Source organism: Brasilonema sennae CENA114, assembly GCF_006968745.1.
Taxonomy (GTDB): Bacteria; Cyanobacteriota; Cyanobacteriia; order Cyanobacteriales; family Nostocaceae; genus Brasilonema; species Brasilonema sennae.
Genome location: NZ_CP030118.1, coordinates 3,226,245 through 3,239,149, shown reverse-complemented (window position 1 = coordinate 3,239,149; position 12,905 = coordinate 3,226,245). Strand labels below are relative to the sequence as shown.

The following is a 12,905-nucleotide window of genomic DNA, read 5'->3' as shown; positions in this document are numbered from 1 at the left end:
AAGTTCTTACCCCAACAAACAGGGGATTTTGTTGGGATACTTCACGATTCCGTCTCACTTTCTACCTTATCGCCCCGTTCCAATTCCCAGAGAATTTGATTACCTTCACGCCGCACCCGTGAGACAAGCCAGTTTCGCCAGCGCCACTCGTCTCCACGACTGGTAACAGCGCTGGCGTGAACATCCATCAAGTCTGCCAGTTCAGAACTTGTGATCAGGTAACCTTTCTCGGCAATTTCGTCCGCAATGCGGAGAGTTTCTACTAAGTTGCGCAGTTGTGTTACCCTGATTTCTCGGGGTAATTCCTCATTTGCGGAACTAGGAGAGTGGGTTTGTGGTTCCATATTGGTTATATCTGTTGCAAGAGTAGTGATTGCTTCTTTCTTTGTGTTAATGATTGTAGGATTTGTTTCCGAATCTGATACTCTTGATATACTTAGACCGTTCTTTTGTTCCAAAGAAAAGTTTTGTTGTTGCAAGGACAAAGTTTTGTTATTGGCAAAGGCGCGGGCGATCGTATCACAGCGTTCGTTACCAATATTACCTGCATGACCCCGCACATGCTCCCATCTAACTCGTGGACTATTAAGATCGTCTAAGATTTCTAACAGGTCTTGGTTCAGCACAGGATTTCCATCTGACTTTTTCCAGCCTTTCCTTTTCCAGCTTTTCACCCATTTTGTCACGCAGTTTATCAGATATTCGCTGTCGGTGTGGAGGGTGATGGCTTCATTTTGTCCTGAGTCTTGCAAAAATTGGAGGGCGGCGATCGCAGCTTGCATCTCCATTTTATTGTTAGTCGTTCGGGAGGATGCACCGCCCATTTCGTGAATCGAACCATCACTGAAATAGACAACCACACCCCAACCACCAGGGCCAGGGTTGCCTGTGCAAGCACCATCAGTGTATATACTTTTGATTGTGGAAACTAAAGACATAGTTAATATTAAACTCTCCTGGCTTTGAAAAACCAGGATTTTGAACTGATATTGCTATGTGGACTAAAAGTCCTACTAGTCAACGTTATTCTGTGCTGAACGCACTTTGACTGGTTCAAACAGTCCTACCCGCCTCAACTTATTTCTAGGCTGTGCGGCTACTTTCGTCTTTTCCAACCTTAAAGATTTTACGTACTGAAGGCAGTGAAAAACTCTTCTCAGTACAACCCATATCTTTAGTTGTTATGGTTCAGTATGGAACAGGTTTTGTTTGTTGGATTTTTTCATCCTTGTGTTACCATCATCCCATCTTAAGACATTTATCAGATGATGCAACTATACAACTATAGCAGTCGCCATAATTGTTAGGACATTTCCCTGTTCCCTGTTCCCTGTTCCCTCTTAAGAGAAATACGATGTCCTAAACGATATGTCTGTTGCTATACCATTAAGCCTCTCTCGTCAAAACAATTTGAATTTGAGCGTGATCGTGGATCACCAAGCTAATAATTCCCGTTTTCTGCTGATGGGAAAAATAATACATAGCAAGAACATCAGGAAAATAGCTAGCTTGGAGCGACAATGGCATCTACTCCTAAATCCTTTCGGGATATTCAAAATCAATGGGCACGCTTATTTGTAGAATCATTAGCGAATGAAGGGGTTATCACCGGGTTTCCCAATAGGACGTTTCGCCCTGACACTTCAGTAACCCGTGCTGAATTTGCTGTTATTCTTACTAAGACATTTACAAAACTTAAGAAAAAACGGGACTATATTCGTTTTATCGATGTTGCGGCTCATCACTGGGCAGCAAAAGCTATTCAAACAGCTTATGCAATAGGATTTCTAAATGGGTTTCTCAATGATCGCTTCTTTCCTGACAGTAGGATTTCTCGATTAGAAGTTTTGCTGACTCTGGTAAAAGGCTTGGATCTTGCCTTAAAAGTAAAGCCTGAGAAGCTTGCAACCCTTCAAGAGATTTATCACGATACCAATCTAATTCCTGATTCTGCAATAACTCAGGTTGCAATTGCCACAAGTGCAGGTCTTGTAGCTAGTTACCCAAATACAAAATTACTCAAGCCCAATATACCAGCAACTCGCGCCGATGTAGCAGTTTCTGTGTATCAAGCGCTTTTTTTTATGGGTGAGGTGCAAAAAATTCCCTCTGACTACCTTGTCGTCCCACCACAACCGCAAACTGAGTTAGAACACGCTTCATTATAACCTTTGCGACTGTTGAACCAGGAACTTATACTGTGTGTGGAGTGGATAGCTTGGGGAATCAGAGTGCCCAAATGTCGATTGCAGTGAGTTGAAATAATATGAAATGCGATTAATGACTGGAGTTTAGACAGTCTAAACTCCACTTATTTAACAAGATAAAGATTATAAAAATAATATAATTTTTTGCCCATATTTTTGGTTCGTGCCGATTGATACGCTCAGGTGCAAGATATAAAGGATTGGCATAAATGCGATCGCCAAGGCACGTTTCGGGGGGAAGCGGAGGAACGTAAGCTGCCGCACTACCAACGACTTTTACCCACACCAACTCAGAAGTGATACTCAAGACAGTTGCTGCTGACACCCATGAGCACTTAGATTTGCTTGAATGACAAATTGATAAAATTTATAACATTTTTATACTACACTAACTATACAGGGAAAATTTTTCTGATATTGCCTCTATTTGTCAAAAGTTAGCTGTATGAAGAAATTAATTAAAGGTCTGCGTGAATTTAAGGCTAATTATGTTAGTACACACCAAGAACTCTTTGAACAACTATCTCAAGGTCAAAAACCCAGAGTGTTATTTGTTACTTGTTCTGATTCACGTGTAGACCCAAATCTAATTACACAAGCTGATTTAGGTGAATTATTTGTTATCCGCAATGCTGGCAATATTATTCCGCCATTTGGAGCAACCAAGGGCGGTGAAGGTGCGACAATTGAATACGCTGTGCAAGCTCTAGGTATTCGACAAGTTATTGTTTGTGGTCACTCGCATTGTGGTGCAATGAAAGGGCTGATGAAGTTACATAGCCTGCGAGATGAAATGCCGCTTGTTCATGATTGGTTAAAGTATGCAGAGGCAACCCGACTATTGGTAAAAGAACATTACACCCAATACAAGGGGGAAGAACTACTCGAAATTTTAACCGCTGAAAATGTACTGACTCAAATTGAAAATTTGCGGACTTATCCAGTTATCCGCTCCAAGCTATACCAAGGACAACTAAAGATTTACGCCTGGATTTATAACATTGAGAAAGGAGAAGTTTTAGCCTTCGATCCAGAAACTCATGCTTATGTCTTGCCTCAAAGTCAACTCAAAAGTGATGACACAGATGAGAGACGACTTAAGGAAGAATTTTTAAATGGTAATAACATAAAAAATAACATTTCTGAACAAGAAACGGCAGTTGATCCGCCTCAAGAATTTTTCTATGACGTGCATCAAAGGTTTCCAATAACACGACTTTCAAAAGACCAAATGGATCGAATTTACCGAGGTTCAAGAAGAAACTGAATTTGAGAAGACTTTCATAGCAATTTTATTTGATTTGTGTGAAAGTGCCTGCGCGTAGCGCATAAGTTGAGGAACGAAACCCAACACCTGCCTCGCTTTTGTTGGGTTAAGCCGAGCGCAACCCAACCTACAATTCTTCTTAACTGAACCGTATTGCCCTAAAGCGCTACTACAACAGAACGCAACTTGGTATCAGGACGATTTCCCACAACTTCCTGCCAAACTTCCAGCCATGTTTGGGCTGCTTTGTCGCTTACCATTTCTGAGATCAAGGCATTGATGGTTTTTTCTGGGACAAGTCCCTGTGCTAATGTTGGGCAGACTTGGTGCTTGTCGTAAAGCTCAATCAGGGTTGTGATGCGGGTTTTCCACAGCGCTGCATGATTTGTGCTGTTAAACAGAGTACGGATAATTAACTCCGCATCCCCGACATCTACCTTAGCCACCTCGGTAAAGCAGTTAAACCCATACTTTCAGCTCAATTTTATCCAAAAATATCGACAGAAGGTCGCAGCTGAGTACAAATCGACAACGCTTGGTGAATGTCATTCGTCAAAAAGTTTTCAAAAACTTTTTCATCTGTCTGTTTGTTATCATCCAATGCAGTAAAAGCCTGCTGGCAGAAAATGTAATCGAATCGTGGTGCCCATTTTCTAGTTCCAAGCTGTGCTGTCATGGAACAATTATTAAGCATATGAGCCACCCCTTTTTGATACATGTAAGGGTTTAAAGAATCCACCGCTTCAATAATGGACTCATTGACAATTTCAGAGTAAAGATGTCCCTTTTCCTTCAATAAGTCTACTTGAGCCATCATGGTAGCGATATAAACTCCAGCAGTTACAGGATGAATGGAAACTTTCTCAGGTCGTCTATTATCACGAACATTGACGCCAACTTGCCACATTTCTGTGCCGTCAATTTTTCCTATAGGAAAACGCTGATGACGATTGTTTGCTTCAATCACGCTACGAATTTCATTTCCAGAAGCAACTTCATCATAAATCTCCATTAAGATTTCAAAAGCAGGATGATAAGCAGCAGAGTAAGCTTTTTTGAAGGTTTCTTTTTCGGCATCAGTTAGAGATATATAAATGGACAAGAACCCATTTTTAGAAATCATATTGCTAATTGGTTGAGTGAGAGATTCTACAGAATTTATATAAGCTTCCTCCTGAGAATGTCCAGAACGAATCAACCAGCGATATAAACTTTCTACAATTCCGTGAACTGCTCCCAGCAAAATTCCTCTTTCTCCAAAAATGTCAGACTTATATTCTGATTCAAGAGTCGTTTGGAAGATTGTAGGAGAACCAATTGCTACTGCCCATGCAAGTGCGTAATCTGTTGCTCTTCCATTAACATCTTGATGAATGGCAAAGCTGGAGTTAATGCCAGCGCCATGAATTTCTTTACCCTGTTCATAAAGTTGCCTGACTGAAAGTCCCATCCCTTTAGGACAAACAGCAATCACGTTAATGGTTTCAGGAAATGAATCCCCAATGTTTTTTAGATGTCCAAGCAAAAATCCATGAGATAATCCGAGTGTAGTTCCAGGACGAATAGCCTCAAAAATTTGCTGATAATTTGCTGCCTGTGCAGCATCAGAAATGAGAAGAATTAACAAATCAGATTCAGAGATGACTTCATACATTTCTCCTAATGTGCCATTGTCTCTAGTAAAGCCAGCTTTTTCTGCCAATGGAATAGAAGATGAATTTTTCCGAAGACCTACTTTGACCTTGATGTTAGTTCCTGCTAGAGAATCTCTTAAATTTTGTGCTTGAGCAGGACCTTGGGACGACCAACCAATCACTCCGATTTGGTGAATTTCTGCAAAAGCTTTAGGTAAAAGTGGAAAAAGATGGCGTCCTCCTCCAACGATATATTCTTCTTTCCCTGCTAAGATAATCTTCTCTTTCTCGAATGTATTTGTGCTAAATTCTAAGCTCATCGTCTGTTATCCTTATCAATAAAAGCTTTTTCCGGAAGTTTTTACTGTTTGTGTTGCTAAAGCTATGCACTCTTCAGTACTCATCAAAATCACGCCAATATTCCTTAGCTCTTGCAAACCTCGCTCATAGACTTGAGATGTAGCATTTGGAATGAAAACGACTCTAAAATCTCGTTCACTTGCCTCATAAATGGTAGTGCGTGGGCAGTTAGGAAAGTTACATCCGCAAATCACTAAAGTGTTAATGGAATACTCACGTAAATGTTTTTCAAGAGAGGTTTGAAAAAAAGCTCCCCATCTTGGTTTGTACATAATCCATTCATGATGACTAACCCATTGAAAAGCTCCTGAAATTAGCTTATCTATATCAAGCATTATTTGAAATGATGGTTTTAATTCGTTGACAAGTTCTACTCCATCAGTGCCATGAACTGCAACCTGCTTGCCATTTTTAATATCTTGTCTGCGACATAAATCAACATTGGAACCATCGGGTAAATAAATCCTGATAACATGAATAATCGGTTTCCCGCTTTGTCTAAATGCTTGTAATAATTGCTGAATTTTAGGTATCACTTCCCATGTACCAAGAATCTCTGCACAAGCCCCAGGTAATGCAAAAGATTTTTGTATATCTATAGTCAGCAAAGCAGCATTTTCCCAATCAGGACTGGTGTCGTCTTTCATGGAATCAAATCCCTAAATATTGGTTATTTTGAATATTCTTGTTGTTACTTTCTAACATAAGTGCTAATGTTTTCACTGTCCAACACATTTTTGATAGGCAATTAACACTTAAAATGTTCTAATGGAGCTTCGACATTTACGCTACTTTGTTGCTGTTGCAGAGGAACTGCACTTTGGTCGAGCTGCAGAACGACTGCACATGACTCAGCAACCTTTAAGTCAACAAATCCGTCAGCTGGAGGATGAATTAGGCGTACTCTTGTTTGAGCGCACTAAGCGCCGAGTTCAATTAACAGAACCAGGAAAAGCATTTTTAGTAGAAGCACGTCACATTTTACTGAAAGCAACTGAGGCTGTAGAGATAGTAAGACAAGTGGCTCAGGGAGAAAGCGGACGACTCAAGGTGGGATTCTCTGGTTTTGCTACCTATAGCGTTTTACCCAAAGCTTTGAGGATTTTTCGAGAGCGTTTTCCACGCGTGGAACTCGAATTAGAGGAAATGACAACAAGTGCTCAAGTGCAGGCGCTGCAAGAACAGCAAATCCATCTTGGTTTGATGATTCCGCCTACACCTGATGCTTCTTTGACTCTTGAACCAATCCTCAAGGAGCCACTTGTTGTGATATTGCCAGAGACTCATCCTTTAGCAACTCAGCCAGAGTTAGCATTACCCATGCTGGCTAATGAGTCCTTCATTCTGGTATCACGTCAATTAGAACCGGGCTACTACGACCAGTGTATTAGTTTATTCCAACAAGCAGGTTTTAGCCCTAAAGTCGTGCAAAAAGCCAGCCAAAAGCAGACAATTCTTGGTCTTGTCTCTGCTGGTATGGGTGTCTCCCTTGCTCCTGCATCCATACGTAATATTCACAGAACAGGAGTTGTATACATTACTTTGAATCTATCGGATGCAGAGGTGGAGCTAGTAGCTGTCTGGCGACAAGATGAGTCATTACCAGTTTTGCGGACATTTCTTGAGGTTATGAAAGAGGTTGTGGATCAAAATTTCAGTCCGATTTTATAAAGGTAGAGGCGCAAATGCATGTACAAATCTAAACAATGTTATCCAACGCAGTGATTTAGGATAACTTTTATTCCAGGGAGGGTGTGAATTACCACTCTTTTTCCCTAAAATAAGTTTCTTTGCGAACACTCGAACAAGTGTAAACCAAACTGCTGCGAAAGTTCTTCACAAACCTTAACCCCCCGAACACTATTAACCCAAGTTGCTAGTTATCAAAAAACGCCTGAGTTTAAGTACCAGTTCTCAATTAATAGTATTTTGCAATACTTGAAAAGGGAGTTTTCGTATGACTTATATACCGTTTCTAGGGACTAATTAGCAACTTACGTTATTACCGCGTGAATCGAGAGGTAGTGAAAACACTCCAATCCCCATGACATTTGGAACAACAGCAATAATTCCACCAGAAATTCCACTTTTTGCCGGAATACCAACCTTATATGCCCATTCACCTAAAAATTTTCTTCAAATAACATTAGCATTGCTGTTTTGTCAATTTCGCTCTGTGTATAATTTATTTTACTGAATTAGGACTTACGTGCTTTATAAAAGTAACATCATGTGTATAACGTAGTTTGGTCGTTCCAGACTTTTGAGAATTACCACCAGATGGGTGGTGATCGCTTAAAGATTATCGAAAAATCAGGTTTGAATGTCCCAAATCCATACTCCATATTTCGTATTTCCTGTCAATGCGTAAGTCCTATGAATATTGTGTCTTATCTTGTCATTTCAAATATGATGAAAGACTTAGTATATATAGCTACTAAACAAATAATGATTTTTCAAGTTAACCTGAATATTTATATCGTTTTGCAAGCGAAAACTGTGTTAATGCGGTTCTAATTTGGCTAAGGTACATATTTATCTGCGTCCAGGGTGCGTTTACCTGCGGTTTCTTCTTTCTTGCTGTACCTTAGCCAGGCGGGAAACGCTATATTACTTGCAAAGCAACTCAGAAATAAGACCAAAAAGTTAGTTTTTTCAAAAAAATCTTTCTTCGTAGTTATAAAGAATACTAAATATACTTATTGTTTATTTAAACTTTTTGTTAAAAAAAACTACTGTAAATAAAGTAAAAGTATGTTCAGCAGTTTAAATCACCTTTCTTTAGCATCAATTATGTTTCTAGACAAGCGTATATGCTACTGCAATCAATTTAATTACTAAATTATTATGAGGTTTTGATAATAAAATTTCTAATCATAAAAAAACTGTCACATAGCCAAAATGCTCATATTTGTAAGGTTTGTGACTTGAAATGAGAGTTAAATTTTGATAAATTGACCAAGGATTAATCAAAAACCTGATCCCCAAACATCTAGGTTTGTGATAGTCTGTTGCAGTTACGCAAAAAGTGAACGCAGAACGAGTTGAAATTTTTTTTAAGATCTATCACTCATCAGTGGTGCAAATTTAGAAACCTCTGTTCTTCAGTCGCTTTAACATTCGGACGCATGAATCAAAAACATTTGTGGACTGTTGTCGCTGTCTTTTCTACTGTTTTCGGGACACAATCTATAGGTCGCGCCCAAACGACCAAAGAAACGTCTCCAAGTTCGTCACTTCCTTCTGGTGACGTGGTGAAAGTAGGAGAATACAAATCCCCACCGGGAAACCCTGCTTCTAATGCTGTGATGACTGAAATTCAGGCTCATGAAGTCGCAGGACGTCAAGCGGCAACACTCTATATTCGTAAAATTCCGGTTCTTACGTTTGTGGGTGAAAATGTTGGTCAGCAGCCAACTGCAAGTGCCCAGACAAAAGTTGGTGCATTTAGTGATGAAAATGGCACGAAGCTTGACAGCACAAATGCAAGCAGCCCAACAAAAGTAGTATCAATTGGGGAAAGCATAGATGTCAAAAACCAACCTAACTCTACTCAAGATGACCCAATTCATAGGGCTTCGGTCGTAGCCGCCAAGATAAACCAGCTGATCTGGGACAAAGTGGACGCCAACAAGATTACGGTGAGTTGGATAGCAGCAGGTGAGTCCACACCAAATCAGAGCCAGCAGAAAAATGGCCAAGCTGGTCAGCAATCAGTACAAGGTCGCTACATCATCAAGGCAAATGGCGACGAAATCGTGGAAATCGATGATCATACATGGCTAGCAGATACAACCAAAGATCGAGCTAAAGACGCTCTGCAAGCCACAAATCGTCTGCGAAGACTAGTAGGTAAAGCATCTCCCCTGAATGAAATTGCTAACTTACCTACAAATACCCTGGTACAAATACCAAAAATATCCGTGCCAGATTTGCCAGGACAGATAGTCAAAGGACTAAAAGGAGTAGCTTCCTATTATGGCTATGATGGTTCTGGCAACCGCACTGCTACTGGTGAAAGGTTTAATCCAGAAGGGATGACTGCTGCCCATCGCAGCTTACCTTTTGGAACGCGAGTCCGTGTTACCAACACGCGTAATGGTCGTTCAGTAGTAGTTCGGATTAATGATCGAGGACCATTTATTCGCGGTCGAATTATTGACATTTCTGTTGGTGCAGCGCGGATTTTAGGAATGATGGGTAGCGGTGTTGCACCTGTGCGGATAGAAGTGTTAGGAAGGTAAGAACCGGGGATGAGGAGGCAGAGTGCGTCCTTGGGAGTTTTCCCCTTTGTACCTGCCATGGAAATGAGGGGGATGAGGAAGATGAGAAAACGTCAGGAAGTCATTTTTTCTCCTGTGCTCCATACCTCCTCATCAATCCCCCTAGCTGCTGGTCTACTCCTCAAATTCAGATATAAACTACTGGGGAGAGATAGACAACACTAGGGGTATTTTTGTGCGCCTGTTAACAACAGTCGCAGCTTTACGCTGCTATTTAGCTCAACACCGTTTTGAAAACCAGCTTGTGGATCAAGCGCAGCTGTTAGCATTTGAGGTGACTGCTCGATCCCACACAGCAGTTGGTTTAGTTCCCACAATGGGAGCGTTGCATCAAGGTCATTTAAACTTAATTCAACGGGCGCGGCAAGAAAATGCCATAGTGATTGTTAGTATCTTCGTGAACCCGCTGCAATTTAGTCCAAACGAAGATTACCAACGCTATCCTCGCACAACAGAGCAAGACCAATTACTTTGCTCACAAGCAGGGGTAGATGCAATTTTTGCTCCGACTCCGGAAGAGATGGGAGTTGCCCAGAAGATTATACAAGAATCAAAAGTTACACAAGTTATCCCACCATCTGCTATGATATCTGGCTTGTGTGGTCGTACTCGGTTGGGTCACTTCCAAGGTGTAGCCACAATTGTCACCAAGCTTTTCAACTTGGTGCAGCCTGACCGAGCTTATTTCGGTCAAAAAGACGGTCAGCAACTTGCCATTATTAAACGGCTTGTAGCTGATTTGAATTTTTCAATAGAGATTGTTGCTTGTCCTACGGTGCGAGAAGCATCTGGTCTTGCCGTAAGCTCTCGTAACCAATATTTGACCGCAACACAAAAACAACAAGCATCAGTGTTGTATCGTGGTTTGCAAAACGCTCAAGCAGCTTTTAGCGCCGGAGTTCGTGATGCAAAAGCCCTCATAGGGGCGGTACGGCAAGAAGTGGCAATGTTCAGTTCTGTTTTAGTGGAATATATTGAATTGGTTGAACCAAATACCTTGATGCTTATAGAAGAAAAAATTGAGGAAGAAGGAATGCTCGCGATCGCTGCTCGTCTTGGTTCTACACGTTTGATTGATAACATCATTCTGCGCGCTCGCCAACCCATCATCGCCATAGACGGACCTGCCGGAGCTGGAAAATCTACTGTCGCTCGTCAAGTCGCAGCAAACCTGGGTTTAGTGTATTTAGATACAGGAGCAATGTATCGTGCTGTCACTTGGTTGGTGCTGCAAAAGGGAATAGCTTTAGATGATGAGTGTGCGATCGCAGAAGTAGCCAACCACTGTGTCATTGAACTATCTCCCGGCAAAGACTTACAAACACCAGTGCAGGTTAGGATTAACGATATTGATGTTACCCAAGCAATTCGTACTCACGAGGTGACATCTAAAGTATCGGCGATCGCCGCTCAAAGTGCTGTACGTCAAGCACTGCTCAAACAACAGCAGAATTGGGGTAAAAAAGGTGGTTTAGTTGCAGAAGGCAGGGACATAGGTACCCAAGTTTTCCCTGATGCAGAAGTAAAAATCTTTCTCACCGCCTCTGTCAGCGAGCGTGCTCGTAGACGCCAGCAAGACTTTCATAAACTTGGTCAACCAGAAGTGAGTATACAGCAGCTGGAAAAGGATATCGCTGAACGTGACTGGAAAGACAGCACTCGCAAAGTATCCCCCCTACAAAAAGCTCCAGATGCTGTTGAAATAACGACAGATGGTATGAGTGTTTCTGAAATCACAGAACAAATTGTTGACTTTTACACCAATTTGCGATAATTATAAAAGACCATGAGTTGAAAGCAGGTTAAGCCTGTTTTCACCTCATTTTAGACGTGTTGTCGCACATTTGCCCATTCTTAACCAAATACCCCAAATAGCCGATTTTACAGGCATTTGTTAAAATTTTGAGTATATTATGCATGACTTGCTGAAGAAACTTATTGAGTGCTTTTACTCATAATATTGATTGTGTTTCAAGCCACTAAGTGAATTGAAACCTCAAGCATTGCTAAACCATGTAAACTTGATCTGCAAAACACTGACAAGCGCCTAAGACGATGAAATTATCTGTAAAATTCGACTTTGAGGATGAGAAGTATAATGCACCAGCTTCTCAAGTCATCCCTTGGTGTCAGATGATTAATCCTCGCTATGGCACAAATGGCTTACAGCCTCACGGTTTGGCAATTAAACCGGATAATGCTACGTTAGTGGGTTTTCAACCCGATGACAATTGGCATGAGCTAGAGCATGAATTTAGCTCTGGAGTCGAAACGGTGTATATCACTACCACTCCTCGGATAGTCGTCGTGCGTCGGGGACCATTATCTGTTAAAGACCGAGAAACTGGTGTGAAATTGGGTACACTCAAAGACAATTATGATGCTTTTTTAGCAGACAAACTTAAATTTAAAACATTTACTCGCTATTTAATTTATTTAGTAGGAGAAGATAAAAAGTTTTTACATGAATCCCCTCTACAGTTAACTCTTAATGGAGCAGCTGGAGCAAGTTTCAGCAAGGCTTACTCTGACTACCAACAAGGTAAAGTCACTAGCGGGTTCGTTGCTGAACTAGAAAGAGCTTATGCTGGATACCGCAAGCAGCCTCTGACACCAAAAGGTGGACTATTCCATGCTCACGGAATTTTTTGCCCTATTATCAACTGTGAAGAAAGAGGAATTGAACCAAACACAGTTTTGGTAGCTTCTACTGTAGACTACAAACATCCCACAGTTGCCAGTTTAACAGACTACCTGATTGCTTCCGATTCCCAAGAGTCTGAAATTATCTCTAAGACTTTTGAAGAGTACAAGGACTTTGGAAAGGAAACTATGAAAGCGGAGACACCTCGGATGGAGATGGCAGGAGTTTCTAGTTCCTACGTTTATCCGGATGAAGATGATTATGCTTATCCACCGTATTAGTTACAGTGAATAAGTTCCCTGTCTTTAAGCTAAAGTCCTTTTTCAAGGACTTATTCTTTGCGATCGCCTTTGGCGATGTTCATGCACTGCGCCTTTATGAGGCGATCATGGATGCTAGTGGTGCATTCCACCCAGCACTAATAGTTGTATTTATTACTAACTTGTATCTGTAGTTTATTTCAACAAGTAGTCCTTGAGCGTTTATGCAGGACTGCGGGTGATGGCGGTA

Annotated in this window: 12 protein-coding genes and 1 pseudogene; 7 read left to right on the top strand and 6 right to left on the bottom strand. The window is 41.1% G+C overall.

The window, feature by feature from the left end; translation table 11 throughout:
* Positions 1-41: 41 nt before the first annotated feature.
* A complete protein-coding gene (gene rnhA / locus DP114_RS13770) occupies positions 42-938 on the bottom strand; it encodes a ribonuclease HI (protein WP_169267231.1) in 897 nt (298 codons plus the stop codon).
* Between the two features lie 582 nt (positions 939-1,520).
* On the opposite strand from rnhA, the gene DP114_RS13765 reads away from it, so the two are divergent.
* Entirely contained in the window at positions 1,521-2,168 is a 648-nt protein-coding gene (locus DP114_RS13765; RefSeq protein ID WP_169267229.1) for an S-layer homology domain-containing protein, read from the top strand.
* A gap of 109 nt (positions 2,169-2,277) precedes the next feature.
* Here the strand turns inward: DP114_RS13765 and DP114_RS13760 are convergent, their stop codons facing one another.
* Complete coding sequence (locus DP114_RS13760) at positions 2,278-2,532, bottom strand: hypothetical protein (protein WP_169267228.1); 255 nt, start codon at positions 2,530-2,532, stop codon at positions 2,278-2,280.
* A 120-nt stretch (positions 2,533-2,652) separates the two neighbouring features.
* Here DP114_RS13760 and DP114_RS13755 point away from each other — a divergent pair, with 120 nt between their 5' ends.
* The gene (locus tag DP114_RS13755) at positions 2,653-3,474 is read left to right on the top strand and encodes a carbonic anhydrase (protein ID WP_171976347.1); all 822 of its coding nucleotides are present in this window, start codon (positions 2,653-2,655) and stop codon (positions 3,472-3,474) included.
* Between the two features lie 158 nt (positions 3,475-3,632).
* Here DP114_RS13755 and DP114_RS13750 read toward each other — a convergent pair whose 3' ends face one another.
* The 3 genes from DP114_RS13750 to DP114_RS13740 are packed head-to-tail and all read right to left on the bottom strand — an operon-like array spanning position 3,633 to position 6,115.
* The gene (locus DP114_RS13750) at positions 3,633-3,920 is read right to left on the bottom strand and encodes a hypothetical protein (RefSeq protein WP_169267226.1); all 288 of its coding nucleotides are present in this window, start codon (positions 3,918-3,920) and stop codon (positions 3,633-3,635) included.
* Between the two features lie 38 nt (positions 3,921-3,958).
* Complete coding sequence (locus DP114_RS13745) at positions 3,959-5,428, bottom strand: ketol-acid reductoisomerase (protein WP_171976346.1); 1,470 nt, start codon at positions 5,426-5,428, stop codon at positions 3,959-3,961.
* A gap of 15 nt (positions 5,429-5,443) precedes the next feature.
* Complete coding sequence (locus DP114_RS13740; RefSeq protein ID WP_169267224.1) at positions 5,444-6,115, bottom strand: cysteine hydrolase family protein; 672 nt, start codon at positions 6,113-6,115, stop codon at positions 5,444-5,446.
* Positions 6,116-6,236: 121 nt separating this feature from the next.
* Here DP114_RS13740 and DP114_RS13735 point away from each other — a divergent pair, with 121 nt between their 5' ends.
* On the top strand, positions 6,237-7,139 hold the full coding sequence (locus tag DP114_RS13735) for a LysR family transcriptional regulator (RefSeq protein ID WP_169267223.1): 903 nt from the start codon (positions 6,237-6,239) through the stop codon (positions 7,137-7,139).
* 324 nt (positions 7,140-7,463) lie between these two features.
* On the opposite strand, the pseudogene DP114_RS13730 reads toward DP114_RS13735, so the two are convergent.
* Positions 7,464-7,598 (bottom strand): annotated as a pseudogene (locus DP114_RS13730) (glutaminase); the annotation flags it as partial.
* A 998-nt stretch (positions 7,599-8,596) separates the two neighbouring features.
* On the opposite strand from DP114_RS13730, the gene DP114_RS13725 reads away from it, so the two are divergent.
* From DP114_RS13725 to DP114_RS13710, 4 genes are all read left to right on the top strand, one after another.
* Entirely contained in the window at positions 8,597-9,712 is a 1,116-nt protein-coding gene (locus tag DP114_RS13725; protein ID WP_169267222.1) for a septal ring lytic transglycosylase RlpA family protein, read from the top strand.
* 214 nt (positions 9,713-9,926) lie between these two features.
* The gene (locus tag DP114_RS13720; protein WP_169267221.1) at positions 9,927-11,525 is read left to right on the top strand and encodes a bifunctional pantoate--beta-alanine ligase/(d)CMP kinase; all 1,599 of its coding nucleotides are present in this window, start codon (positions 9,927-9,929) and stop codon (positions 11,523-11,525) included.
* A 281-nt stretch (positions 11,526-11,806) separates the two neighbouring features.
* On the top strand, positions 11,807-12,676 hold the full coding sequence (locus DP114_RS13715; protein WP_169267220.1) for a DUF5895 domain-containing protein: 870 nt from the start codon (positions 11,807-11,809) through the stop codon (positions 12,674-12,676).
* A 5-nt stretch (positions 12,677-12,681) separates the two neighbouring features.
* The gene (locus DP114_RS13710; protein ID WP_169267219.1) at positions 12,682-12,849 is read left to right on the top strand and encodes a hypothetical protein; all 168 of its coding nucleotides are present in this window, start codon (positions 12,682-12,684) and stop codon (positions 12,847-12,849) included.
* The last annotated feature ends 56 nt before the right edge of the window (positions 12,850-12,905 follow it).

Bases quoted from the DNA above. Each gene is read 5' to 3' on its own strand.
- rnhA (WP_169267231.1), bottom strand. From the start codon at position 938: ATGTCTTTAGTTTCCACAATCAAAAGTATATACACTGATGGTGCTTGC.
- DP114_RS13765 (WP_169267229.1), top strand. From the start codon at position 1,521: ATGGCATCTACTCCTAAATCCTTTCGGGATATTCAAAATCAATGGGCA.
- DP114_RS13755 (WP_171976347.1), top strand. From the start codon at position 2,653: ATGAAGAAATTAATTAAAGGTCTGCGTGAATTTAAGGCTAATTATGTT.
- DP114_RS13745 (WP_171976346.1), bottom strand. From the start codon at position 5,428: ATGAGCTTAGAATTTAGCACAAATACATTCGAGAAAGAGAAGATTATC.
- DP114_RS13740 (WP_169267224.1), bottom strand. From the start codon at position 6,115: ATGAAAGACGACACCAGTCCTGATTGGGAAAATGCTGCTTTGCTGACT.
- DP114_RS13735 (WP_169267223.1), top strand. From the start codon at position 6,237: ATGGAGCTTCGACATTTACGCTACTTTGTTGCTGTTGCAGAGGAACTG.
- DP114_RS13725 (WP_169267222.1), top strand. From the start codon at position 8,597: ATGAATCAAAAACATTTGTGGACTGTTGTCGCTGTCTTTTCTACTGTT.
- DP114_RS13715 (WP_169267220.1), top strand. From the start codon at position 11,807: ATGAAATTATCTGTAAAATTCGACTTTGAGGATGAGAAGTATAATGCA.